Raw genomic sequence first — 25,473 nt, forward strand, 5'->3', positions numbered from 1 at the left:
ATTATGATTTTATATCAACTTCAGTGCCTTCAAAGTTTGTTGCAGATTCTATCACAGCATCTGACATAGGATTGAGTTGTGTTAAAACATTTTTGTTTGAATTATCAAAGTTTTGCTTTGAAGGTTCAGACTTTTGTCCATGTTGTACAATTTCTATACAATCAGTTCCTCCCACAGGACAGGTTGCCTTGCTATCTTCAAGCAAAATTTTACCACCATTGGTAAGGATAGTATTTTCATAAAACCCTGACCATTTAGTAACCACGGCTTTGCAGGGCCTGTTGTTCATTTTAGAACATGTACCGAACATATTCTTTTCAAAAGTTGCACCAATATCAACTGTTGTCACGATGGGCTTTGTACTCGCAGCCTGATCATTTGCATACTCTTTTGTATGTGTAAGAACTTTTAATTTATCAGGGGCCGAGCCAAATTTACACATGCATTGTGCACCCTGAACTACAATATGTTTTTCTGCCATGGTTTTAAATATTTAATAAACGTTCCCAAAAACTTTTCTGAGGAGGTCCATCCAGTATAACTGCCCCTGAGGTTATAGTATTATTTTCATCGTAAGTTGAAAGAAAATCGTAATCAAAATCCCTTCCGTCTTCGGGAATCATAAAAACCCTAAGGTGTACTTTACTGGTTGCGTAACAACTAATTGAAAAATCAGATATCAAAGAAATGATATATTTGTATTTCGGATGCAGGAAATATTTACCTTGATAATCACCAAAATACTGGTTAAAATTATCTGCATTTTCCATTTCAATACTCCCCTCATGGTGTACCTCAATTGCGCCAAAACTATTGGAATTCTTCTCAAATTTTTCGGCAATCAAATAGTTATCAACATTAGAATTGTTTAGTATTGGGAAGACCATCTTTTCAAATTTATCTTTTTGATAAACTTTATATATGGGCTTAAAAAAAGTATTTATCAACCAATCATTCTTACCAAGAATATTGGTAACATTAAGGGGTATGGCCAACAGTTTTTCCATATTTGCAATATAATAATCAGTCATCACGCCATCGAAGTTGCTTAGTAATTTCGATTTAATTTTTGGCCATCTTTTAAGAATCTCGTCATGATTATAAACTGTTTCAAACCCTCCATTGTTATCCACTGAGATTACAAGTGGATAAAAAACCTTACCAGCTTCATAAGCCAATCTATCTGCAACAAGTTCAGGGATAGCTTCATTTACAAATACCTCACTCGTCCTCTCAATTTGAAATAACGGTTCATTATTGCTGCCTGGTTTCAAACGCGAAACCTTAACTTCATACTTAACTTCATTTTTACTACCTTCATTTTCGAAGGTGATACATACACCATAACTAACAGATTGATCAGGAATCCATTTTAATCTCAAAGCTTGTTGGGCTGAATGTTTATCGATGGGTTTTCCAGCATTCATTACTTCATTTGTTTAACTAAGCTTAATACCTCTGCCTGAGACAGATTTGCTTTTTTAACTGCTTGAATATCTCTTCTCATCAGGGTAGTGACCAGGTCTGTCTGAACATTCTGACCTGTTTCCAATACATGGTCTGTCCATTTTATTACGCCAGTTTGTTGAGGATTAAAAGCCATCTTTCGATCCGTAATCTGCCGGTCTTCTATATTCTGATGCACTTTAATGGCAATCCCGCCGGTGTTGTAGGTTACCGTTTTATCAAAACGCACCTCCTGACCTGAAGAAGCTTTAACAGAAACGATTTTTCCAGCCTGATTATAATTGTAAATGCACGTCCAGGTATCTGTAATTTCATCAGATTGACTTCTTGGTGTAATAATCTTAGCTTGTTGAACCTGCTTGCTAAATTTATCCGGTTTGGAAACCATCATTAACGGAAGCAGGCTTTCAATTGGATAGTTACCAATATTATCTTCCAATAATTTTAACAAACTCAAAACCTGATGTTGATGATTGACCTGCTGTTTAAAGGTAATGTAGTTTGCAGGAAATAAAACATATTGATCAGTTTTACCCACTAAAACCATGTGTTTGCGATCATCAAATGAAATATGCAGGCTATCTGTTTCATCCTGATTTGAAAATAGCCTGTTAGCTATAAAGAAAAGACCATTTTTAGTATCAACCATCTTATAACTGATCGCTTCAGAAACCGAACCATCTGCTATCGAATAGACAAAGTACTGATCACCCGATGGCGTGGAGGTGTACAAAATTTTACTAACACTACGTTCATTTCCGTTCAGAGATTTTGATACAACAGTTTTTGTAATTAAAACAGCACGATGCTGGGTGGCCGGCATTTTAATTTGTTGCCATACGCAGCTCAAAGCAATGAGTATGTTAAATATAAATATGTTTACGAGTTTACTCATCTTATGGTGTTACTGGTGTTTCTGAAGTTAAACGTGTAGGGGTTATTTTCCAGAAAATACTCTTACCTGCGGTGATGGTTGCAGAAATACCGTTTGCAGTTTTTGCAGTGGTTTCATAATAAAAGTTTCCGCTCGTCCAGTGTTCCTGATCGTTAAAATCTGCCGCGGGAATTGAATAACGTATCTTCGATTTTTCATTTCCTTTTTTGTCTTTTACCTTTATATGTTCATGGGTTCCGGCATCTTTTTTCAAATCATGATTACCTGAATCTCCATAGGTTGTGGTTGTTGTACCCTGAGCAGCTACAAAATCATCATAGATACCCTTTGGTATTTCGATAAACTTATACTCATCAAATTTATTCTGGCCAAGTTTATTATATGGATTTTGTTCAGAATTTCCCCAGGCTAAAAAGTCAGTTCCATCCCAGAACTCAGCACCATCAGTAAGGTCTTCGATTCCACGTAAAACATCAATTACAGCATACCTGGCCAGTTTAGATTTATTTTCATTCTTATCCGGAAGTTCTTTTTTATTAGGTACAGAAGAATAGCTGGATGCCAGCAGTTCCCGCCAGGTTTTCTTTTTAGAAACCGAGCGGTTATAACTTGCAAAAGCCACACATCTTAACTCCTTAATATCCTCATCCCCAGATTCATGACTAACCACATAAGCGATATAGCGAAAATCACCATGCATAATTGCTTTTTCATTATATTTTAGCAATTGCGTTTCGTCGTTTACAGTTTCAAAATTCTTTGCTGCACTGGCCTGATCGTATTTTTCTTTCGTAGTGATATAAATTTTAGCACTTCCGGCTATGCCGCCAAGATATTCGCCTTCCCGGGTGTAATACACATACTGAACCGAATCTTTAGGTTCTTCCGATGGACTATAATTTCCAAATTTTACGTTCGCCATGTTTAACTTGATTTTCCACCTTGCCCAACAACTTTCTTATTACTGGCTAATATTAAATTATTCCGCCTTGCCTCAATATTAACTTTGGCAGCCATTTTCTGCATATTTCCGGTAACGGTTAACTCATAGGCAGATTTAACCCGGATACTCATATTTGTACTGGTTTTCTGAATAGCCATGTTTAAAACATTTTGGATTTTTCTGCACTGTTTACTTCTACCGTTTTACCACTTTGTAAGGTCATATTTTCAGACTGACTAAAGATACTAATGGCACTTGCCAGTTCATTTGAGGTATCGGATTGGCGAACAAAGTCTTTGGAAACAAATTCTTTTCTATGATCGGAATTTTCCTGGATATCTCCTGCAGCACTTAATGAATAATTATTTCCTGCCGTGGTATTTATATCCTTACTTACTGAAATGGTTTGGTTATTTCCGATACTAGAACTTTGATCTTTCCCTACCTGCACATCCATATTCTCGCCTACATTAATCTGCATATTCTTGCAATTCAGCGTCATGTTTTCCAGGGCGGTTATGGTAATGTTATTGCCCTTGGTATCGATGTAGATAATGTTTTGGTGCATATCGGTCAGCTTAATTCCTTGTGTGCCCTCGCTATCATCAAATTCCAGTAAATGCCCGCTTCTGGTAATGATACTTTTGAGGTGATTTTTAATCAGCGGGCTGCTATCCACACTCGAACTGTGGTATACGCTGCCCATCACCACCGGACGGGCGATGTTGCCTTCTTCAAAGGCGATCATCACCTGGTCATTGATCTCAGGAATGGCAAAATAGCCCCGGTTACTGCCTCGCTCACCTGTTCCGGCACTTGGCGTAACTACCCGCAACCATTCGGTAACATCATTGGTTAAACATTCCCACTTAAACCTTACTTTAATCCGTCCCTGCCCTTGGGGGTCATTGTTATCAATCACATCTGCCAGTTGCATATCCGGCTGTGGCTTTTCGAAATTTTTAACCAGAATACGTTCGGTGGTGGCTATCCTTCCCTCAAAGGTATGGTGGTATTTACCGTTTTCATTGATGTGGTGATTGATGCTCGTGATCAGGAATTTACCTAAGCTTTCGGTGGTAAATGCCAATTCTTTCCGAAGACTCATCGTAATTTCGGCAATGCTGCCAATGCTCAGTTCTGCATTGTCGCCTCTGGCGGTAACCTTTAAAAGTTCGCTGGTATTGGCCTTTTCCTCATTTTCGACCAGCTTTTTGATATCGTTCGAATTATCTACCCGGATTAAAGCGGGCTGATTAAAGGTTTTGCTGTAAGTAAGGTTTGATGCTTTGATGGCATGTGATAAATCTGGTGTCGATCCATCCGTTTTTCCAGTGCTTTCGCCCTGAAGCATTTCATTCTGATTTGGATTATAGGAGAACCGTTTATTTTTGATCGGCCCGATTTCCATGGCATACTGCATTTCCTGAACATCCCGCCCGTAAAATAAAGAGATTTCGTTTTGTACATCGGGCTTGCCGAAATTGAGTTGTTTGCCATCATAGAAAAACCACTCATGGTATTCTGCCGAAAGGCGGTTAAGAAAGGCGAAGTCGCTTTCTTTATATTGGATGAGGTAGTCGATTGAGGTATCTCTGTCTGCATTTGCCACCACCTTTAAATCGTTGGCCGGCGTATCTTTGGTGGCCAGTTTTACAATCTCATTTAAATCTTTATCTAAATAAGAGCCCAGGTCTGGTCCACGGTCTATTAAAATCGTCGGGCTATAGCCGCTTACAATTAACACCCCATGGTAACCATGACTCTGCGAGAGTTCTACTTTGGCAACAATCCCTATAAAATGCTGCATGCCTTCCTGCGAATGGCCAAAAGATGCAGTTAAGGATTTACCTACAAAATCGCGGCTATCATCTAAACTGATCAGGCCGGGCGCACCCATATGGTCGTGGTTAAAACGAAGTTCGAAATGATGGTGATCATTAAAAGCCTGTTTTAAACTGAAAGAAGCAAAGTGTGTAATTTCTTTGCCTTCAATATTGATTTCTGCAAGGAGTTTCTTTTCCATATTGACGATAAATCAGTGGTTCAACAATTACTTGAAACTTTATTCAGAAAGGAATGTGGTGTTCTTTTTAAGAACTCATTTGATTCACGTACCGTGCCGGGTTTAAATAAATGTTGCTTCTTTAATGTCCACCTTATGACCGCTAAAAATATGAATGTTTTGCCATCGCAGATAGGGTTAAATGCAATGAGAAAGCATCAACTTCAGATGGTCCCTCGACGGGACATCAAAATAACGAATAATTTAGATGGACTAATCTGTTATAAATAAAATCGGATAGCGAAAAGCGACTGGTTTATACCAATCGCTTTAACTATATTATTTTTTGCCTGAAGCAGATTATGCCTTCGGCCAATCGTTTTCGTGTTCTGCATTACCCAGCTTGAGTTTCCTTGCTGATACCACGAAAGTAAGTGTCATTGGTGTATTGTCATTCACGGCAATACCTTCACTATATTGAACGATATAGCCATCTTCGAAAGTTAGTTCTTTCATTTTAGCATCTTCTTCACCTTTTTTGAAGACAATCGTTCCTGATTGTGGTTTGTATTGGTTATTCACCATTGATTCGATGACTGAAGTATCTTCAGTTGATTCAATTTCGATGTTAATGGTACCACCGTATACACCTGATGATGGACGGCCTTTAGCGTCTACATCCCTGTTTAATGAAAAGCTGCACTGTAATACATCAAATTCTTTTGAACCTAATGTTAATCTGGTCTTAAATGCCATTTTGGTAAGTTTTAAATGTTTTTGAAAAAATGAATTGGGTTAGCGGCTGGCGTGTGGTGAAGAGCATGGTCATGAGTATCCGGCATTTAATTAACCTTTATACCTTCAACCTTTTTATCCTCTACCTCTTTTACGCTTTAGGCCAATCGTTTAGATGCTCTGCATTTCCGAGTTTCAGCTTTCTGGCCGAGATCTGGAATTTAAGCGTCATCGGGTGATCACCTACAATGTTAATTCCTTCGGAATACTTGACAATATAGCCATCTTCGAAATTAACCTCCTTCATTTTGGCATCTTCTTCCGTTTTCTTAATCAGAAGGGTTCCGGTAATGGGTTTGTACTGGTTGTTTACCATCGCTTCGATAATGGAGGTGTCTTCAGTTGACTCAATCTCAATATCAATGGTACCGCCGTAAACTCCGGAAGAGGGTCTTCCTTTAGCATCTACATCGCGGTTTAACGCATAGGCGCAATGAAGCACATCGTACTCCTTGCCCGAAAAATTTAATCTAGCTTTGAAAGCCATAGTTTTAGGGTTTTTGGTTAAAATTGGTTCTTTATAGCTTACGCTACCATATCAAACCTTAACCAAATATCAAGCCAGCAGCACGTTAAGCAAGAAATAATGTATGGTAAAATTTTTAAAAAAGTGGAAAAACCCAGGTTATTCGCCTTTCCAGACTGGTAAAACCAAATATATACGATAAAAATGTGGAAAAATTTTACGAAAATTTTCACGCAGCACAGACATTGAAGATCATAATACACTTCAAAAACTGTAGTGATTCTCCACAACTTGTAGAAATTTAGGACACACCTAAAGGCGGTAGTTAATTAAAAATCAGGTCATCAAAAGAGAGCGGCATCAAAAGTAAAACATAATTACATAACGGAATTAAATTTCGCGAACCTTGTTATCAATTAAGAAAGAGGCTACTTTCAAATCGAAAATAGCCTCTTATAATTGCAAGCTTAACAGCTTTAGAATTTAATTTGGCACTCCTCGTCAAAAAATGACTTTTGACACAGCCGCTAAGTACAAATTATTTAAGTTATACGTCGTTACTGTAAAGAGCCGGAGAATGTAAAGTTTGGATGTTCTATACTTTTAAACTGACCTAAGATCTCTCCCGTTGTTGGATTTGTAAAATAGGCAAGTGTGAAAGTATCTGCATTAATGCGTTGCGTAGTAAGTGGTGCCATTTGTGTTACAATTAAAGCAGCATTCCCTGTTGGTGCTGATCCTATAAATTTATATACACCTGCTGTAGTTTTAGTAAAAGTATATGGAAAATCTGCAACAAACCTGTTTGCACCCTGATAAACATCAGCACTTAACAACATGGTATTATTTATGGTATTAAAATTAAAGACCATTCGATCTAATCTTAAATTATATCCTGATGTAAGTGTACCTGCTGCTGCGGCTGCTCTTCGGGTAATAAATTCTGTTCCCCATCCTGGGTAATTCGTACCATTCGGAACAATAATTCCGGAATATTGGATACCTAAAAGTAAGTGTAAAGGATAAATTGAAATTGTTGAAGAAACGATTTCCAGTCTTACTCCGCCTACTGTGGTAAAATATACCTGCTTAGCCGGATCCCAGGTGAACTCGCTAATGGCTTTATCTTTATATATTAAAGGTTCCTTAAACCTTATTCCGGTTAAGGTAAAAGCAAAGCCAGTTGAAGTTGTAGTTACGCCACCATTACCGTTATCCCAGATTAGGGTTATCACTTTTTGGAAATAGTTGATAGAAGTTTGAACCTTTATGGCGTCAACAAGCGTAAAATATAGGTTATTATTAGCATCAATATAATCTACGGATGTTTGAATAGCATTTAGTAAACCTTTTTCATCATAAAGCTTTTTTTCAGCTGCTGTTGCCTTTACCAAAACCAATTTGCTTTTTAACAGCTTACCGGTTAACATAATGGAATCCCCTACCTGTTTATCAAATGTAAATTCGAAATCGGAATATAGTCCCCAACCTGCAACGCCACCAAAGGTATTGGGATCAGGATCGGCCAGAATATGTAAGTAACTATAAGTATCAAAAGATAATGTTGGATTTTGTAATGCTTTTACCCGAAATGTACTTTCCATACTTTCTCTAGCCGGATCAACATCCAGATCAGCATACATACTCACTTTATTATCTTTGGTAAAATTAAAGTAGAATGAATAGCCACCTCCGCCTTCCGGGTATAGGAATGCTTTCCAGCCGTTTGTACTCCCGGTTAATTCACTATTATATTTTGTTACAGCAGTAGAAACCCTTTCTTCAGGTCTTTCGCCATCAATCAATACCTCTTCCTTTTTACAACCCGTAAATAAGGCAAGAGAAAAAAGTGTATATATTAATATTTTTTTCATGTTGATTTCCCTTAAATTATTGCCCCATTGTTCCATAAAAATAGGAGTTAGCATTTGTGGTTTTATAAAATGCGCCTAGTGAACCTAAATATCCAATTTCGCCTGGTATAATTTGATTAATCCAATTCGCCCTGAATGATCCCGTTGAAAAGTAACTGTTCACCCCTGCCATTCGGGCATTAATTACCCCCATGTTACTATACGTAGTTCCAGTTGGTTGAGTCGCCATTAAGGTAAATATAGTTAAGCCAGTGTTTGCATTTAGTGCTAAAGTATAATCAGCATCGGCAAAATAAGTCGTAGTTCCTGTAGCATTTGTAAATGTATATCTCAATGTCATTACATTATTTGCTTTAAAAGTCATTAAGAAATCTTTAAGAACAAAGCCACCAGCAGCCATAGAAGTTCTTGCGGCATTCCATAATCCTAAAAATTCTGCAGATTGATTTGGGTCTGTGCTAGGGTTCGAATATAATGTAGTATAGCCTACTCCATAACCAGTTAACCTCGACAAAACAGGAGGAGATACTTTAAATAATGCCTTCTGAACTTCCTTCTGTAACTGATAGAAATCAATGTTAAATGCAGTCTTAAAATAGTCTACCACATATTGTTCTTTTTTCTTCAGTTTAACCTGAGCATCTGCAGGTGTTGTGGCTACAATGGCATTATATTGTACCCTCCCCAACATTAACATATTGGATGATTGCTCTGCAAAATCTTCTATTGGCGATACCCTGGCATATTGTGTGATGAAACCCAAAGAATATGCTTCGGAAAGTGGCCGTTGAGTCCAGTTGGCTTCATAACCACCACGAGATACGGTTTGATATTCAGGAGAAAAATCCACCGTTTGATTCAAAATATGCGTGTACTCATGCTGAATCACCTGGATCATCTGTTTCACAGAATTGATATTCGTTTTATCAAACGAATTAATCACATAAAGAACAATTTTACGCCCGCCTTCTGCTGTACCTAAAGTGATAGAACCATTGCTGTTATATTCTGCACTACCAGCTAAAACGAATTGTTTTGGTGAGATTTTTTTTATAAAATCCCCTCCACCGGCAACTTCATATGGTCTGATCCACACATCACGAACCATTTCCATTGCAGGAATTACCTGTTCTACTGCGGGAGGAGTAATATTCTTTCCTGATGCTAATTCAAAACGGTCAAACCGATATTTGGTTTCAATATTATACGGATTCAAAAAGTTTTGATCTAACCAGATATCAGTCAAATTTTTATCTTTTATTATATTTTGGTCTATCGCATCCAGATTAGCATTCAGCTTAGATTCCTTTTTACAGGATGTGAGGATTGTAAACATGGCTAATGCAACCAATCCATATTTAAATGTTTTTTTCATAATTATCTTGGATTTTGGTTAATACCTGAAAGTGTAACTTGTGTAGGGAGTTGAAATAATCTTCTTGGATCATTAGCAGTAAGCTCCATAGTTGTAAATGAACCATTTACAGCATAAACACGATGCTTTACAGGTATTTTATACCTTAAAATATCAAACCAGCGCAAACCTTCCTGAGTAAATTCTTTTTTCTTAAAATCCAGGACAGTGGCGATTAACGCTTCTTTGGGATCGGCGATACCATAAAAAGCGGCGATTTTAGCTAATGTTATGGCATGAGTAGTTGCACTGTAATTTAAAATTCTGGTGCTGGCATAGGTGTTCAGATCCTGTAGGGCCAATGTATTTTGTCCTGATGAGGCATAAGCTTCTGCCCTATTTAATAAGGTTTCATCTGCTGTAAGTACAGGAACTATCGTGTATGGTTCTCCAATGGTGGCATTAGGACTTGTTTTCACAAAATATTCTTTCCATTTCAGCATACTATAATGTGGTTGCCCATAATAAGCTGATTTATATGACCAACGAGCTCCGGTAACATTATTGGTAAAAACTTCATTATTAATGATCTGCCCATAACCAAACCTAGGTGTTAGGGTTCTTGCCCATGATGAAGCGGTCTCAATTAATAATAAGGTAGATGGCTCTGAAGCTTGGGTAAAATACAAGTACATTTCATCCAGGGTATAAGTGTTATATCGAGTATTCCATGGTCTCAAAATGTTTGCAAATGAATTTCCCGGAGATACGGCACTTGCATATTGAATTACTTTATCGTAATCTTTTTTAAACAAAAAGAATCTCGCCGCAAACGCATTTCCTGCAGAAATATTAAAGTGATATTTAGGAATTTTATATGCCGTGTTCCTTAAAAGCGGCAACCCTTCGGTTAAGTCCTTTTCTATATTCGCATATACGGATGCAACAGTACTTCTGGAATATTGGCCAACTACAACCTTCTCTGGTGAAGTTACATATGGAACCCCCGGAGAATCATTAGCGGTACCGGCCTCATACGTTTTGGAGAAAAGCGTAACCAACATAAAGTGAGCATACGCTCGGGCAAGCAATGCTTCACCTTTATAAGGTAAGTAAGCCGTTTGATCAGGTGCCTTACCAATGGCTTCTAGTGCAGCATTAGCTGCTGCAATTGCAGTATAACAGGCGTTCCAGTAATTAGTAGGTGTATCTTCAGTATAATTGTCATTATCTTTCCAATAGTAAGGAAAAACAATTTCCCTGTTTTCATCACCTATACCCGGACCTTTATCTTCTACATTATCTGATGATGTTTCCGTAAAAGCAATATAATTCCCTTCCGGATAAGCACTGGTTAATAATTCTGCTACTTTATCAACTGAATTTAATTGTGTTCTTTGATCTGGAGATTGCTCTAAAAACTTCTTACACCCCATGGTTGAAAGAAGAGAAAGGGCAACAATAGATATAAATATTTTTTTCATGATTTTTTATTTAGAATCCTACTTTTAAAGACAATGTGAACTGACGTGGTATCGGCAATGCAACACCACCCGATCCGAAGAATTCCGGATCTTGCCCATTCAACTTTTTATCTGAATAAATCAAGAATAAGTTGTTACCGACAGCACTTATTGAAGAATTAGTCAATCCAAGCTTCTTCGTATATTTTGATGGAATATTATAGCTTAGAATGACTTGTTTCATTCTTACAAAGCCTCCATCTGCCACACGTTCTGTAGAATAGTTATAATTATTATAGGCATAAATACTTCTAAAGTCAATTGCCTCAAGTGCATCTAAAATAGAAGGCACATTGGTTTTAAGTTCATCTCCTTGCATTTCCCAACGGCTTAAAAAAGCTTTTGGCATAGCATCCAAATCGGTATAGCTCGTTTTAAAAGCTGGAGAAAGACGTACTTTATTTCCTGCAGCAAAAGTGACCAGTGTAGAAAGTGTAAAATCTTTATACTTAAATGTATTGGAGAAACCACCAGTATATTTCGGATCAATTGGTCCTTCATATTTTAAATACTTAACCACATTGCTCTGCAAATAAACATCGCCACTAACCACCCCTTCATTATTCAGAAATTTTGGAGAACCGTTTAACGGATCTAATCCCTTGAAATCGATCGAGAATAAACCGCGTTGTGCATAACCTTCCAAAGCACCCCCATCTGGTCCAATTAAGTCAAAAATTAATGGCTGGTTCTTAAGGTTTGTGATTTCATTTTTATTGTATCCAAAAATGAGTTGTGATGACCAGCTAAAGTTTCCTGTCTTTAAAATACGAGCGCCAAGAGATGCTTCTATACCGTTTGATTTCATATCTGCATAATTGGCTTGCTTTACTGCTTCGCCTCCTATGCCGCCATTTCTAAATTCGCCAATTAAATCAAAACTCTTTCTCTGATAGGCATCTACAGTAAGGGTTAACCGGTCATTAAATAACCCTAAATCCAAGCCAAGATTTAACTCATTGAGTTTTTCAAATGTTAACTCAGAATTTTCCAGTCCATCGATATATAATTTGGTCTCCTTTTCCGGGATGTAAGGCCTGCGTGTGGCCATACTTCTTAACACAAGACTAGAATTTTGCGCTGTACCCATGCTTGCAACTAGCCCATAAGTAGCACGAAGGGTAGCCCGGTTAATGATCTTTTTAATCCGCTCAGATTGCATAAAATTTTCTGTATCAATATTCCATGCGCCGGAGACATTCCAGGTAGGCAACCATCTTGCTGTAGGTGATTCACCCAAAAGATTTGATCCGTCATAACGCCCTGTAGCGTTAATACTGTACTTGCCTTTATAAGAATATGCGCCCCTTAATGAATAGTTTAAGTATCGTTCATAACGATAGCCCATACTATAATAATTAAAACCACCCTCTACATTTGATTTTACAATATTTGGATCGATAAACGGAATACCGCCCTTATCATATTGGTATCCATAACCATCAAATATTTTATTCTGACGGTTGATGTATCTCATTTCCTGAGTGGCAAAAAAGTTGACCAAATGGTCTACGTTAAAAGTTTTATCATACTCCAAACTGTTTCTAACATAATAATTTACGATATTATCATCATTGGTTTTATAGAAACCACCATAAGGCAATACACTAACCGGTAATGCATTTGGATCATCAGGATTGCGGTATAAAAATTTATTGTTCGATCTAACTGTTGCATCATTTGGACTTATACCAGCACGGTAAGCCTCAGCCATATTGGAGTTTTCGGTAATTTTATGCTCCTGACTGGTTTTAGCATAACGGTATGCTCCATCAAATGAATACTTTAAATCTTTCGTGATTTTATATCTTACCCCACCCTGAACCTTAAAATCAATTAAATTAAGTTCAAGCGTATTGTTTTCCAACTCATGTAAAATATTGAACGGTGCGTAGTTCTGGGTAAAAAACTCACGATTTCCATTTGCATCAAAGGCAGTAAGAGCACGGCTGGTATTTAATGAATAACTGAATGGGTTAATATCAAAATCACGATCATATGTTCCATAAACCGGATTACCGTTTCTACCCAGTGTACCTGGTGCTTTTTGGTCACGGATTGATCCCTGTGTAATGAGCTCAATACTTAATCTGTCATTAATTTCAAAGTTTCCACGAACATTGCCTGTAAAACGTTTCACATTATCGCCAACAGTCCAACCATTATCCTGCAAATAACTCGTTGAAGCATAAATCTTTGATTTTTCAGTACCTGATGAAATCCCTATTGAATGTTCCTGCATGAAAGACTGTTTGAATAAGATATCAAACCAATCTGTATTGGCATCCGCATAACGTTGCAAATATTGTTTTTGACTAAGTGCATCATTTTTTAATCCATACGTTCCGGTTGCAGCATCATATTTATACATTTCATTGTACATCTTAGTAAACACACCTCCATTTGCACTACGTGATGAACTAGAATGATTTAACCAACCCTTATTTTGCATTTCCAGATAAACGTTCATCTGATCTGCAGAATTTAAAATATCAAAATTATCATATGAGGGTTTCATGTAACTGGAAAAGTTACCTGTATAAGAAATAAGAGGTTTCCCTTGTGTATTTCTACCTTTTTTAGTGGTAATGATCACCACACCATTCATTGCTCTTGCGCCATATTGGGCTGTAGCGGCTGCATCCTTTAAAATATTGAAACTTTCAATATCATCAGGGTTTAGCCCGGCTACGGAAGATCCAACCAAAGTTGAAGGATCACCAGTGGATAATTGTTCATTGGAAATGTTTACAACATCTTCCAGGATAATCCCATCTACTACCCATAATGGCTTATTATCTCCGGAAATAGAGGTTGCACCACGAACACGGATTTTTGGTGCAGCGCCAAACGTACCCGATACGTTTTGTACAGAAACACCTGCAACCCGCCCCTCCAGCATTCGGCTCACATCATTGATACCATCTCTTTTCACATCCGAAGCTTTGAGTGCTGTGGCGGCACCTGTAAATAACTTTTTATTCAGGTCCTGATAACCAGTTGAAACTACATTTACTTCACTAAGCTGTTCAGCATCTTCTGATAAAGTTACATTTATGGTGGTCTGACTTCCGATTTCAACTTCTGTTGATTTATATCCAACATAGCTAAAAACGAGTGTCGCTCCCTCTTTTACGGTGATGGTGTACTCTCCTGATGAAGTAGTAGAAACCGCATTTGATGCACCTTTTTCTCTAACGCTTACGCCAGGAAGCGCATTACCGCTTTTGTCTTTAACCTTACCTGTTACCTTTACAGCGACAAAATAATCGACTACTTTATCTAAGATTGATTTATCTTTTGGTTTAATTAAGATCGTTTTATCTTCAATAGAGTAGCTTAAATCCCTTCCAGCAATGATCTTTGTCATCACTTCTGTTATGGTTGATTGATTAAAGTTCGCGTTAAACGTAGTGGTACTTTTAAGCTTATTTGTTGATAGTAAAACATCGTAACCAGATTGCTTTCTAATTTCTTTAATCATTCTTTCCAGTGTTACGTTTTTATCATTTAACGTAACCAGTTGTCCAAACGAAGCTGCACTAACCTGCATGAGGGAGGCCAGTAATATGACCGTAATTAACTTCATCATCAATAGCAATTTAGGTATGTAGCGGCGATGCGTACATAAAATTCTTATATAAATTTTGTACATTTAATAGTCTGTTTTTTATCGATACGCACTTATTGTTTAAGCACATCATGTGGTATCGTGGTTTATTCAGGAAATAATTGATTTTTGGTTCCGGGTTACCGAAATAGCCAGACAGCAAAATTAAAGGGGTGTTGCAAGCACTCCTTTTTTATTTAGTTGGCCTTTGAATGTTAGTGGTGTTGTCGAAGTTTGTACATAGTTTTTTGGTTTAGGTTAAGGTTGATAGTTAGTAATATTTTTATAGATAAGGGTTAGTTACGTCCTCATCTTTTTGATTTAATCTTTGTAAACAATAAGCTTATTGCCTTGCATCTCAAAACGAACCTCACCGGTTTGTTCAAACTTGTGTAAAACCTGAGAAATTTTATCAAATCTGCTTACTGTTCCGTAATACATTACATCCTTTGCTTCTTCGTCTGCGTATTCCACTTTGATGTTGTACCACCTTGATATTTTACGAAGGATACTTTCCTGTTTCTCATTATTAAACATAAAATATCCCTTTTTCCAGGCAACAGATTCATCAGTATCTACCGTATTGATTTTAATTCCCTGAGCTGATAATACAGATTGCTCACCAGGCTTTAAAATTCCATATTCTGCTAAATTAGTGCGCGAGGAAATGCGAACACTACCTTCTAATAGCGTTGTTCTGGTTGTGCGTTCATCTGCATAGCTATTAATATTAAAGTGGGTACCTAATACTTCTAATTTTTGCTTTTCTGTTTCTACAACAAACGGATGAGCACTGTCTTTAGCCACTTCAAAATATGCTTCCCCCTTTAATCTCACACTTCGTATGGAGCTTTTACTCATATTTAATGGATATTCCAGTGAGGATGCGGCGTTTAACCATATATCACTGCCATCTGGCAAGTGTATCTGCCATTCACCTCCGTTTGGTGTTGTAATGGTATTGGTTTCATTGCCGCCTGTAGACTGATCCTCATTCATCACATGGTAAACCAAATGACCATCAGCTGTTTTTGAAATGGAAAGGCCAGCTTCTTTAATCACATCTCCATTAGCAACATCACTTAATGAGATTTTTTTTCCGTTAGCCAGGGTAAGTATTGCCTTGTTTCCACCAGGCGCAATGTCAGTAGTAAAAACAGGTGACTTTTCTCGTATTTTATAAATGAATATGGATGTTAACGCCAGAATTAAGACAGCTGCTGCCGCCCATTTGTAATAAAGTGAGATAGGAGGTTTCTGCTGGTATTTTAATTGATCTACAGATACAATTTTCTGAAGGATTGAATCCCATTTATGATGACTAATATTTATTTCATCATCATTGGTATGCACCAGATCATGGGCCATGAGTAAATTAAATATTTCTTCACTTACGGCGTCTGGATGATCTTCTATAAAGAGAAGTAATTCAGTCTTTTCAGCTTCCAACATTTGGCCAGACTGAAACTTATTTATCAGAAATAATACTCTTTCTTCCATAGATCTGATACTAAGAAGCACAAAGGACAAATCAGGACTATCGAAAAATTATTTTTTTTGTATTTTAATGAATCCCCTTGATTAAATAAATTAAAAAAAGAGATATTCCATGTTTAACTAAGCTTTCCCGAATACTTCTTAAAGCAATAACAAGTGCATTTTTAACAGTACTGGCAGATAGGCCTAAAATTTCGGCTATTTCAGGAATACTTTTACCTTCCACCCTACTTAATTCGTAAATTTTTCTGCGTTGGTTTGGTAATTTAGATACTGTTGCAGTAATAATATGATTTATTTCATTGAGGTGGATGGCGTCAAGGGTCACATTGTCCTGATCGGCATGACGAATTTTTAAAAAACCTATGGCTTTCTCTTCCTTGATTTTTTTTCTGAGAAAGCTTAAGCATTCATTTGATACATATTTATAGAGATAGGCTTTTACATTATCAACGTGTTCCAGTTTATCACGGTTTAGCCATATACGCAAAAAGGCATCTTGAATAACCTCTTCTGCAGCATGCTCAGACTTAGTAAACTTAAACGCAAAAGACTGTAAAACAGATAGATAATTAAAAAATAGAATAGAAAATGCTTTCTCGCTTCCTCCAACAATTGCCATAAGCAGTTCCCGTTCTTTTTCACTATCCTTAAAGGCCATATATCAATTGGTCATCATTCGTTTTAGTTAATTAAATCACGAGGGATATCAAAAGAGATATATTTATTCATCCGTATCAGGATGGCATAAACATGTACCAATAATACATAATATTGGCTAATGTTTTACAAAAAAAAGCTAAAAATCAAAATCGTATCAATATTGATAATAAGGAGCAATCATCAGGTACACCACTACGCCGGTAATGGCTACATAAAGCCATAATGGAAAGGTGATTCTGGCAATTTTGCGGTGCCGGTCAAATCGTTCGGCTAGTGCCCTTACATAGGTCACCAATACCAAAGGTATAATAGCGATAGATAACAAAATATGGGTTAATAAAATAAAGAAATAAACATATTTTATCGTTCCATCCCCTCCGAACTTAGTAGAAGGTGTTGTCATATGGTAAGCAATGTACATCACCAGGAATAATAAAGAACAGGCGATAGCCGATTTCATTAAGTTTTGGTGCAGGTTAACTTTACCGTTTTTAATAGCCCAAACAGCAATAACGAGTAACACGGCGGTTATGCCGTTAATGGTGGCATAGATGGGTGGTAAAAAAGGAAGAGTTGGCGCATCTATACCTAAATCCTTAAGCTTCACCACAAATAAAAAGGCCACTGCAACAGGTATGAAGATGGATAAAATGATGATCCACTTGCTATACTTTTTTTCAATTGGGCTATTTTCCATGCGTATATAAATCTTTTTATTATTTGTTGCTATATCCCATCACCAACTTTAGACTTTTGACTAAAGACTTTGGACTAAAGCTCCCTACCTGCCGTCTTTAACATTCCGTAAGTATTCGGCAATGAGTACTTTTATTTCATCCTCCAAACGGGATGTAGCCTCAGGGCTGTCACTTTCATACATTCCCCTGATGCGGTGTTGAACATCAATCAGTATGATCTTATTTCCAAAAATAAAACTGGGCTTATCTTTTCTGTCATCCTCAATCACATCAAGTAATAAACCCTTTCTGATCAGTGGATAAGTCACACTGCTATCTCCTGCCAAAAAACTCCACTTATCCGCTTTAGCCTGAAATGTAGCAGCATATGCCTTGTTTTTTGTCTGGTCGGATGGATCAACCGAAAGACTGATAAAGCGTACCAGTGGTTTCTCTTCATAACCATCAGATAACTTTTTAATGTACTGAACGACACTGGTATTATTGGAGCCGGTATAAAATAGGTTTAATACGATAATCTTATTTTTAAAGGCCGACCATGAAACCGTGTCCTGATCCTGATTGATCAGTTTAAAATCTGGTACCTGGTGATAAATGGTATCTGGTATTTTTTCACCTCTTACCGAATGAAAACTGGATGCAACGGTTTTCTCCCCGTAAATAGGAAGACTTTTGTAGCGGTTCTTCGCAAAGTGTGGCAATAAGTAAAAAAATAAAAATCCCGGTACAGCCAGAATGCTTACCAGGATTAAAAGTTTTTTGATGGTGTTACCTTTCATTAATGATTCATCATGTGGATATTTAAAAATCCACCTTCAATTAACATTAAAACAATAAAGTAAATAATGAAAATGAATGATACGGTTAAGGAAAGCTGTAATCCTAATTTTTCATACTTTAAGTGCATAAAGTATGCAACGATGTAGAAAGCTTTAACTAAGGTTAAAGCGATATAAACAAAGTTCCCAATAGCGTGAGACAAGTAGCCATTAGGCAAAACCCAAAGGGCTACGATAAATTCAATAATCGTAATTAATAAAAGGATACCGAAAACCTGCCAGATTTTACCTTTGGATAAACCTGCATGCTCTTCGTGTCCTTCTGTATGTGCGTGATGTTCTGACATGATAATATGTTTAGAAATGATAAATTAAACCAAATAGAAGAATGTAAATACAAACACCCATACTAAATCAACAAAGTGCCAGTATAAACCCACTTTTTCTACCATTAAGTAATGGCCTCTTCTTTCAAAAGTACCGTTAATGGTCATGATCAGAATAATGATGTTGATGACCACACCACTGAATACGTGAAAACCGTGGAAACCTGTAATGGTGAAAAATAAGTTAGCAAACTGTTGTGCCGCTACTAAAGATACATCACCGGTAAATAAGTGTTTCAATTCTTCAGCTGTTGGAATTTGCCCCCACCAGAAACCTTCGTGGTGTAAGTGTGTCCATTCCAGTGCCTGGCAACCCAGGAACATGAAACCACCAATAATGGTAGCCACCATCCACAAGATCACTTCCTTCTTTGCACGGCGATGACCAGCTTCAACCGCTAAAACCATTGTTACCGAACTCATGATCAGGATGAAAGTCATGATACCCACAAATACCAATGGTGCACCAGTATCTTTAATACCTGGAATTGATTGGAAAACCAAATCAGGATCAGGCCATGTTAATTTAGAAAAGCGTTGTGCGCCATAATAAATTAATAAAGAAGAAAAGGTAAAAGCATCTGACAAAAGGAAAAACCACATCATGATTTTGCCATATTCTACCGACCACGGAGAACGGCCACCATTCCATGGCCCGGTTTTAACTTGATCTAATTGTGATACTGAATTCATTTGGAAATAGTATAATAGTTTGTTAACAAATTTAACGGTTCAAAAGTAAAAAAACATACAGATATATCCATAAGATATCTATAAAATGCCAAAAAATAGAAGCGATTTCCATCCGGTAATTGCTTTTGGCCGGAGAAATATTTCTGTAGCTGCCCACCAATGCATTAATGATTAATCCAACACCGCCGATAATATGCAGCAAGTGTAAACCCGATACCACATAGATAAAGGATATAGCGGCGTTATTGCCGACCAGTGTTGCACCGGTTCTAACCATACTGCTCCAGGCATTAAACTGCATCACGCCAAATACAACAGCCAATATAACCGTTAACCACAGCATGTTGCGCTGAAGGCTGAAGTTTAGCTTTCGCATGGCTTTTGAAGCCAGCACGAGTGTAATGCTGCTCGCAATAATCACCAGCGTGCTGTAAATAAATGCATCAGGTAACACCAAGCCATGACCTTTGCCTTTTGATGCGGCAAATACCAGGTAATAGCTGGTAAAGCCACCAAACATGATGGTAGATGATACCACAAAAAGCCAGACGATAAATTTCCGGGGTTTTGGATCAAATGTATCTTGGATCTTTTCCATTGTTAGAACCATAAAATTATTGTGCTATAAAATTTAATAATAAAGCCAGCTGTACAGCTGGAATGTAAAAAAATGAACAGAACATCACTTTTCTGGCGTCTGCCAGTTCCCTGTTCATTAACAGTTTAAAAGCGAGCCAGCTAAATATCAAGCCTGCAATTAAGGATAAACCAGCCACATAATAACCACCGAAACCCATAATAGTTGGCAGTAAACTTACCGGAATCAAAATTAATGTACTGATGAAGGTAAGCAAAGCCGATGTCTTATCCCTTTTCTTGGTGGGTAACAACCGGAAACCCGCCTTTTTATAATCGTCATCCAATACCCAGGCAATGGCCCAAAAGTGAGGGAATTGCCAAACAAACTGAATCATGAATAACACAACAGCAACCCAGTAATCAACCTCATGAAACATCTCTGCTTTCAAGCTTCCGAAAGCAGCCAGGTAACCAATCAATGGCGGCAAAGCGCCCGGAATAGCACCAACAAAAACGGCTATCGGCGATTTCCGCTTTAAAGGCGTATAAACAAATGCATATAACAAAATGGAAAACACAGATAACAAACCGGTTTCCAGGTTCAGCTTACCCAATAACCAGGTACCCAGAAAAGCCATAAATACCCCCATTATTAATCCCTGTCCGGTGGTCATTCTGCCGGCAGGCATCGGGCGGTCTTTTGTTCTGGTCATCAGTTTATCCAAATCCTTCTCAATAATTTCATTAAAGCAATTGGCTGCTGCGGTAACCAAAAATCCGCCGGCAATCAATATCCCCCAATTCGCCCAGTCAATTGACGGAATGTGTCCCCTGCCAACCTGCATTTTCTGTCCGATTAAAAATGAGATCGATGCAGAAAACACTACCGTAAACGATAGCCTGAATTTAATGAGCTTAGAAAAATCTGAAAAAAATTGTTTCAACTTCCTTAAATATTATTGCTTATAAGTACTTGTCCGGTAAACCAACAGGTAGAGATAAAACTGTAAACTGAATAACAACGTAGAAAACAAAATATGTATGGCCTGCGCTGCCGGTGGAAAAGCTAAATATGCCAGTGCAAATCCACTTAATAATTGAATGAGAAGCGTTACTAAAATAAATCGTGCCGTTAACAACGGTGCCGCCTTACCACTAAAACGATCGATCACCATTTTATATACGATGGCATTAGCAACGATCACCAGAATTGCTAAATCGCGGTGGTGAGAAAATATGTCTCCCAACCTGGATATCCAGCTGCTTCTTAATCCGCCTGATAGTGACTTAGCCACAACGTCAACAGATTCTCTAACCTCTGTACCCAACACGATCTGAAGAATGCTTAATACCACTGTAAACAATAAAAATCCTTTTAACCATAGTATCCGGTACATAATTACCGAAGGTGTTTTGTTTAGTTGCTTAGCATAACTATAAGTATAAATCGATATCGCTAAAATAACCAGCGCCAGAAGCATGTGTACCGTTACCACCCATTGTGCCAGATTAGTGGAAACTACAATTGAGCCTAACCAGGCCTGATAGCCTACCACAAAAATATTGAGTATACTTAAGACAATGATGCGCTTGGCACGCTTCCGGTAAGTAAACGAAAAAACCAGTGTCAGCAACAAAAATAAACCAGCCATTACGCCGACCAACCTGTTTACATATTCTACCCATGTTTTGGTTGGATTAAACTCTTCAGGGATGGTGATACTTTTGTCATGCCTGATGCGATCAGCCAATTCGGTTTTACCCATGCTTTTCAGGTACCTGGCAAACTTTTCATTCTTCTTTAATCTTGCCTCAACATACTTCTGCTGGTAATTTGCCGGAAGCTGCGAAATGTCAGTAGGTGGAATGTACCGATCAAAACACTTTGGCCAGTCAGGACAGCCCATACCAGAACCTGTACTTCTGACAATACCGCCCGCCAGTATAACCAATAATGTAACAATAATGGTTATAAAGTTAATCCTGATAAAATTTTGCTCTGATCTGCTGATCATATACCTTTTTATGTGAAAAGGGTATCCGGATAAGCAGAAACTTAGTCAGATACCCCTTTTTAAATTGTATTGAAGACTAATTAACTAGCCCTTGTTTTCTTCAACAGGATTAGCCAATTCCCAGTCCTGCTGTATTTTTTCGGCTTCTGCATTTCCTTCAAAGTCATGAGGTAAATTAGAGCTCATGGTTTGAGAAAAAGGAACCGTTTGCGGAATAAAGTCTGCATCATGACCAGGTTTGCTATAGTCATAAGGCCATCTGTAAACCGTTGGAATTTCTCCAGGCCAGTTTCCGTGAATGTGTTTTACCGGAGCAGTCCACTCTAAAGTATTGGCTTCCCAAGGGTTCTGAGGAGCTACTTTACCTTTAAATATCGAGTAGAAGAAGTTAAACAGGAATGCTACCTGTGCAAGTGCAGCCATAATAGCAGCCCAGGTTACAAATATGTTTACTGTTAACCATTTCTTCATGAATTCAAATTCAGTGAAAGCATAATAACGGCGCGGTACACCATCTAAACCCAAAAAGTGAAGCGGGAAGAATACGAGGTAGGCAGCAATGAAGGTTAACCAGAAATGCAGGTAACCTAATTTAGCATTCATCATTCTACCGAACATTCTTGGGAACCAGTGATAAACACCAGCAAGCATACCAAAGATCGCAGCAGACCCCATTACCAGGTGGAAGTGGGCAACCACAAAATAAGTATCATGTAAGTTAATATCTAAAGAGGCATTTCCTAAGAAAATACCGGTTAAACCACCAGAGATAAAGAATGATACCAAACCAATGGCAAATAACATGGCCGGTGTGAAACGGATATTACCACGCCATAACGTTGCTAAATAATTAAACGTTTTTACCGCTGAAGGTACCGCAATGATCAATGTGGTAATCATAAATACACCACCTAATAATGGGTTCATACCAGTTACAAACATATGGTGTCCCCATACAATGAATGATAATACGGTAATACCAATTAAAGAGTAAACCATGGCATGGTAACCAAAAATAGGCTTGCGGGAATTTACTGAGATGACCTCCGATGAAATACCTAAAGCAGGCATAATTACGATATAAACCTCAGGGTGACCTAAGAACCAGAATAAGTGTTGCCATAAAATTGGAGAACCACCTTCATTCGGTAAAATATCGGTACCCATTACGATGTCTGATAAATAGAAACTTGTTCCGAAACTACGATCGAATACCATTAAAACCACCCCGGCTACAAGTACAGGGAATGATAAGATACCTAAAATAGCGGTTAAGAAGAAAGCCCAGATCGGTAATGGCATTTTCCAAAGATCCATACCTTTGGTACGCATATTCAAAATGGTACTGACATAGTTGATACCACCCATTAAAGATGAAGCAACGAAAAGTACCATACTGATCAACCATAAAGTCATACCCATACCAGATCCCGGCATGGCTTTAGCCACTACGGATAATGGCGGATACACTGTCCATCCACCTGATGCCGGACCAGTTTGAATGAAGAATGAAGACATCATGATCACACAAGCCATAAAGAAGAACCAGTATGAAAGCATGTTTAAGAATGGCGAAGCCATATCCCTTGCACCGATTTGTAATGGAATCAATAAGTTACTGAAGGTACCACTTAAACCAGCGGTTAACACAAAGAATACCATAATGGTACCGTGAATGGTAACCAGGGCTAAATAAAAATCAGACTTGATACGTCCGCCTTCAGCCCATTTTCCTAAAAATGTTTCCAGGAAGGGGAAGCTTTGATCTGGCCAGGCCAGTTGAATACGGAATAATATTGATAAGCCCATCGCAATCACTGCCATGATTATACCCGTGATTAGGAATTGCTTAGCAATCATTTTATGATCCATGCTGAAGATATACTTGGAAATCAACGTTTCCTTGTGGTGTCCATGATCAGCGTGATCGTGATTGTGTTCGTCGTGTAATGCTATTGTTGACATAATTCTTTCGCTCTGCGGTATATTATTTATTTAAAGCCATTTGGTTTGGTTTCACAGCTGCTGAATCTTTAGCTGTTGAATCTGATGCTGCTTTAGGGGCAGCAGGAGCAACCGGCAAATTAAATTGTTTTCTCAAATCATCATTTAAGTATGTTTTCTGTTCAGCTATCCACGTTTTGTATTCTGCATCCGAAACTACGCGTACAACTTTCTGCATGTTGTAGTGACCAGATCCACAGATTTTCGCACACAGGAAAAGAAACTTAAAGTTCGGATCATTTGTTTCCTGCTGCATCTGAGCAGTAGTTTTGGTTGGCGTAAACTCAAAGAAGGTTTTCATACCCGGTACAGTATTCAATTGTACCCTGAAGTGTGGCATATAAAAACTGTGAATCACATCCTTACTGGTTAAGATCAGTTTAACCGGTTTTCCAACTGGAATAACCATTTCATCTGCCATCTCATCATCACGGGAGTGAATATCTTTAAAATCAATTCCCAACTGATTTGTTGCTGTAGTCAGTTTATAGTTCTTATCTCCAACAATTCCGTCAGCACCCGGATAACGGATAGACCATTTGAACTGCTCTGAAGTAACTTCAATTTGCAAAGGCTTATGGTTTGGATCTTCAGTTTTAAAGAAGATTGATCTCCAGGTTAAGAAACCCATCAGCACCAATACCGTTAACACTAAAGCCGGAACAATTGTCCAGATTTTTTCAATGGTGTTATTATGTGGGTAGTAGTAAGCTTTTCTTTTAGCAGAATACCTGTAGATATAAGAAAATCCGAATAACAGGATGTGCGTAGCGATAAATACAATGGTTGTAATGATTAAAGTTAAATTAAACATTTCATCAATTTTCTTACCATGCTCAGAAGCTGCAGCCGGTAATAACATTGAACCATGTACGGTATATTCCCAATACACACCGTATAAACCTAAAACCAGAAACAAGGCAAATAAACTGGCATGTACCCTGTTCCAGTTGATGCCTACCGGTTTACCTTGTGCTTCGCGGCTTAATTCATATACTTTTATTGATTTACCAATAATTGCAATGAATAAACATACGGCCAGGAAAATCAGAATATAAAAAATTACTGATTTATAAACCTCACCCATATCAACTTTCGGTGCCGCTGCTGCACCTGCTACTGATGCCTCCTGCGCAAATGCGCTCGTGTTCGCAAAAACAGTAAGTAGTACTGCCAAAGCTGCGGTCGTTTTATTCGTGATAAACTTTCTTAAACTCATTTTCTTAA

23 protein-coding genes are annotated in these 25,473 nt (G+C 37.9%); all 23 read right to left on the minus strand.

Annotated elements, in window-relative coordinates; genetic code table 11:
* Position 1: 1 nt before the first annotated feature.
* The 23 genes from OQX64_RS21780 to OQX64_RS21890 all read right to left on the minus strand — a co-directional run bounded on the left by OQX64_RS21780 (position 2) and on the right by OQX64_RS21890 (position 25,465).
* Entirely contained in the window at positions 2-481 is a 480-nt protein-coding gene (locus tag OQX64_RS21780) for a DUF4280 domain-containing protein (protein WP_265820341.1), read from the minus strand.
* A 4-nt stretch (positions 482-485) separates the two neighbouring features.
* Positions 486-1,427: a hypothetical protein gene (locus OQX64_RS21785; protein ID WP_265820342.1), complete on the minus strand. Its 942-nt coding sequence runs from the start codon at positions 1,425-1,427 to the stop codon at positions 486-488.
* Positions 1,427-2,362, minus strand: coding sequence for a hypothetical protein (locus OQX64_RS21790; RefSeq protein WP_265820343.1), 936 nt, complete (start codon positions 2,360-2,362; stop codon positions 1,427-1,429). The genes OQX64_RS21785 and OQX64_RS21790 overlap by 1 nt, the downstream gene beginning before the upstream one ends.
* Before the next feature lies 1 nt (position 2,363).
* Positions 2,364-3,284, minus strand: coding sequence for a hypothetical protein (locus OQX64_RS21795; protein ID WP_088302226.1), 921 nt, complete (start codon positions 3,282-3,284; stop codon positions 2,364-2,366).
* Positions 3,285-3,286: 2 nt separating this feature from the next.
* Positions 3,287-3,463, minus strand: a complete 177-nt coding sequence (locus OQX64_RS21800; protein WP_172406549.1) for a hypothetical protein — start codon at positions 3,461-3,463, stop codon at positions 3,287-3,289.
* A gap of 2 nt (positions 3,464-3,465) precedes the next feature.
* Positions 3,466-5,331 carry a type VI secretion system Vgr family protein gene (locus OQX64_RS21805; protein ID WP_265820344.1) on the minus strand — a complete coding sequence of 622 codons (1,866 nt, stop codon included), beginning with the start codon at positions 5,329-5,331 and terminating at the stop codon, positions 3,466-3,468.
* Positions 5,332-5,670: 339 nt separating this feature from the next.
* Positions 5,671-6,066, minus strand: a complete 396-nt coding sequence (gene tssD, locus OQX64_RS21810; RefSeq protein ID WP_088299806.1) for a type VI secretion system tube protein TssD — start codon at positions 6,064-6,066, stop codon at positions 5,671-5,673.
* A gap of 130 nt (positions 6,067-6,196) precedes the next feature.
* Complete coding sequence (gene tssD / locus OQX64_RS21815; RefSeq protein WP_025141859.1) at positions 6,197-6,592, minus strand: type VI secretion system tube protein TssD; 396 nt, start codon at positions 6,590-6,592, stop codon at positions 6,197-6,199.
* A 536-nt stretch (positions 6,593-7,128) separates the two neighbouring features.
* On the minus strand, positions 7,129-8,445 hold the full coding sequence (locus OQX64_RS21820) for a DUF4302 domain-containing protein (RefSeq protein ID WP_265820345.1): 1,317 nt from the start codon (positions 8,443-8,445) through the stop codon (positions 7,129-7,131).
* A gap of 16 nt (positions 8,446-8,461) precedes the next feature.
* Entirely contained in the window at positions 8,462-9,820 is a 1,359-nt protein-coding gene (locus OQX64_RS21825) for a zinc-binding metallopeptidase (RefSeq protein WP_265820346.1), read from the minus strand.
* 2 nt (positions 9,821-9,822) lie between these two features.
* Positions 9,823-11,283, minus strand: coding sequence for a RagB/SusD family nutrient uptake outer membrane protein (locus tag OQX64_RS21830; protein ID WP_265820347.1), 1,461 nt, complete (start codon positions 11,281-11,283; stop codon positions 9,823-9,825).
* A 10-nt stretch (positions 11,284-11,293) separates the two neighbouring features.
* Positions 11,294-14,914 carry a SusC/RagA family TonB-linked outer membrane protein gene (locus OQX64_RS21835; protein WP_265820348.1) on the minus strand — a complete coding sequence of 1,207 codons (3,621 nt, stop codon included), beginning with the start codon at positions 14,912-14,914 and terminating at the stop codon, positions 11,294-11,296.
* Positions 14,915-15,253: 339 nt separating this feature from the next.
* Positions 15,254-16,432: a FecR family protein gene (locus tag OQX64_RS21840; RefSeq protein WP_265820349.1), complete on the minus strand. Its 1,179-nt coding sequence runs from the start codon at positions 16,430-16,432 to the stop codon at positions 15,254-15,256.
* Positions 16,433-16,496: 64 nt separating this feature from the next.
* On the minus strand, positions 16,497-17,090 hold the full coding sequence (locus OQX64_RS21845) for an RNA polymerase sigma factor (RefSeq protein WP_088302219.1): 594 nt from the start codon (positions 17,088-17,090) through the stop codon (positions 16,497-16,499).
* Between the two features lie 156 nt (positions 17,091-17,246).
* Complete coding sequence (locus tag OQX64_RS21850) at positions 17,247-17,789, minus strand: DUF420 domain-containing protein (protein WP_265820350.1); 543 nt, start codon at positions 17,787-17,789, stop codon at positions 17,247-17,249.
* An 84-nt stretch (positions 17,790-17,873) separates the two neighbouring features.
* On the minus strand, positions 17,874-18,569 hold the full coding sequence (locus tag OQX64_RS21855; RefSeq protein ID WP_265820351.1) for an SCO family protein: 696 nt from the start codon (positions 18,567-18,569) through the stop codon (positions 17,874-17,876).
* Complete coding sequence (locus OQX64_RS21860; protein WP_088302216.1) at positions 18,569-18,916, minus strand: cytochrome C oxidase subunit IV family protein; 348 nt, start codon at positions 18,914-18,916, stop codon at positions 18,569-18,571. The genes OQX64_RS21855 and OQX64_RS21860 overlap by 1 nt, the downstream gene beginning before the upstream one ends.
* Before the next feature lie 24 nt (positions 18,917-18,940).
* The gene (locus tag OQX64_RS21865) at positions 18,941-19,648 is read right to left on the minus strand and encodes a cytochrome c oxidase subunit 3 (protein ID WP_265820352.1); all 708 of its coding nucleotides are present in this window, start codon (positions 19,646-19,648) and stop codon (positions 18,941-18,943) included.
* Between the two features lie 31 nt (positions 19,649-19,679).
* Complete coding sequence (locus OQX64_RS21870; RefSeq protein WP_088302214.1) at positions 19,680-20,246, minus strand: cytochrome c oxidase subunit 3; 567 nt, start codon at positions 20,244-20,246, stop codon at positions 19,680-19,682.
* 16 nt (positions 20,247-20,262) lie between these two features.
* Complete coding sequence (gene cyoE, locus OQX64_RS21875; protein WP_088302213.1) at positions 20,263-21,171, minus strand: heme o synthase; 909 nt, start codon at positions 21,169-21,171, stop codon at positions 20,263-20,265.
* A 12-nt stretch (positions 21,172-21,183) separates the two neighbouring features.
* Positions 21,184-22,242: a COX15/CtaA family protein gene (locus OQX64_RS21880; RefSeq protein WP_265820353.1), complete on the minus strand. Its 1,059-nt coding sequence runs from the start codon at positions 22,240-22,242 to the stop codon at positions 21,184-21,186.
* Between the two features lie 84 nt (positions 22,243-22,326).
* A complete protein-coding gene (locus OQX64_RS21885) occupies positions 22,327-24,207 on the minus strand; it encodes a cytochrome c oxidase subunit I (RefSeq protein ID WP_172406547.1) in 1,881 nt (626 codons plus the stop codon).
* Positions 24,208-24,229: 22 nt separating this feature from the next.
* A complete protein-coding gene (locus tag OQX64_RS21890; RefSeq protein WP_088302210.1) occupies positions 24,230-25,465 on the minus strand; it encodes a cytochrome c oxidase subunit II in 1,236 nt (411 codons plus the stop codon).
* Between the last annotated feature and the right edge of the window lie 8 nt (positions 25,466-25,473).

The sequence above is a fragment of the Pedobacter sp. GR22-10 genome (assembly GCF_026239715.1).
GTDB lineage: Bacteria > Bacteroidota > Bacteroidia > Sphingobacteriales > Sphingobacteriaceae > Pedobacter.

Bases quoted from the DNA above. Each gene is read 5' to 3' on its own strand.
- OQX64_RS21830 (WP_265820347.1), bottom strand. From the start codon at position 11,283: ATGAAAAAAATATTTATATCTATTGTTGCCCTTTCTCTTCTTTCAACC.
- OQX64_RS21860 (WP_088302216.1), bottom strand. From the start codon at position 18,916: ATGTCAGAACATCACGCACATACAGAAGGACACGAAGAGCATGCAGGT.
- OQX64_RS21790 (WP_265820343.1), bottom strand. From the start codon at position 2,362: ATGAGTAAACTCGTAAACATATTTATATTTAACATACTCATTGCTTTG.
- OQX64_RS21880 (WP_265820353.1), bottom strand. From the start codon at position 22,242: ATGATCAGCAGATCAGAGCAAAATTTTATCAGGATTAACTTTATAACC.
- OQX64_RS21885 (WP_172406547.1), bottom strand. From the start codon at position 24,207: ATGTCAACAATAGCATTACACGACGAACACAATCACGATCACGCTGAT.
- OQX64_RS21870 (WP_088302214.1), bottom strand. From the start codon at position 20,246: ATGGAAAAGATCCAAGATACATTTGATCCAAAACCCCGGAAATTTATC.
- OQX64_RS21780 (WP_265820341.1), bottom strand. From the start codon at position 481: ATGGCAGAAAAACATATTGTAGTTCAGGGTGCACAATGCATGTGTAAA.
- OQX64_RS21795 (WP_088302226.1), bottom strand. From the start codon at position 3,284: ATGGCGAACGTAAAATTTGGAAATTATAGTCCATCGGAAGAACCTAAA.
- OQX64_RS21855 (WP_265820351.1), bottom strand. From the start codon at position 18,569: ATGAAAGGTAACACCATCAAAAAACTTTTAATCCTGGTAAGCATTCTG.
- OQX64_RS21865 (WP_265820352.1), bottom strand. From the start codon at position 19,648: ATGAATTCAGTATCACAATTAGATCAAGTTAAAACCGGGCCATGGAAT.
- OQX64_RS21825 (WP_265820346.1), bottom strand. From the start codon at position 9,820: ATGAAAAAAACATTTAAATATGGATTGGTTGCATTAGCCATGTTTACA.
- OQX64_RS21840 (WP_265820349.1), bottom strand. From the start codon at position 16,432: ATGGAAGAAAGAGTATTATTTCTGATAAATAAGTTTCAGTCTGGCCAA.
- OQX64_RS21785 (WP_265820342.1), bottom strand. From the start codon at position 1,427: ATGAATGCTGGAAAACCCATCGATAAACATTCAGCCCAACAAGCTTTG.
- tssD (WP_025141859.1), bottom strand. From the start codon at position 6,592: ATGGCTTTCAAAGCTAGATTAAATTTTTCGGGCAAGGAGTACGATGTG.
- OQX64_RS21890 (WP_088302210.1), bottom strand. From the start codon at position 25,465: ATGAGTTTAAGAAAGTTTATCACGAATAAAACGACCGCAGCTTTGGCA.
- OQX64_RS21805 (WP_265820344.1), bottom strand. From the start codon at position 5,331: ATGGAAAAGAAACTCCTTGCAGAAATCAATATTGAAGGCAAAGAAATT.
- tssD (WP_088299806.1), bottom strand. From the start codon at position 6,066: ATGGCATTTAAGACCAGATTAACATTAGGTTCAAAAGAATTTGATGTA.
- OQX64_RS21845 (WP_088302219.1), bottom strand. From the start codon at position 17,090: ATGGCCTTTAAGGATAGTGAAAAAGAACGGGAACTGCTTATGGCAATT.
- OQX64_RS21820 (WP_265820345.1), bottom strand. From the start codon at position 8,445: ATGAAAAAAATATTAATATATACACTTTTTTCTCTTGCCTTATTTACG.
- OQX64_RS21835 (WP_265820348.1), bottom strand. From the start codon at position 14,914: ATGATGAAGTTAATTACGGTCATATTACTGGCCTCCCTCATGCAGGTT.
- OQX64_RS21850 (WP_265820350.1), bottom strand. From the start codon at position 17,789: ATGGAAAATAGCCCAATTGAAAAAAAGTATAGCAAGTGGATCATCATT.
- OQX64_RS21800 (WP_172406549.1), bottom strand. From the start codon at position 3,463: ATGGCTATTCAGAAAACCAGTACAAATATGAGTATCCGGGTTAAATCT.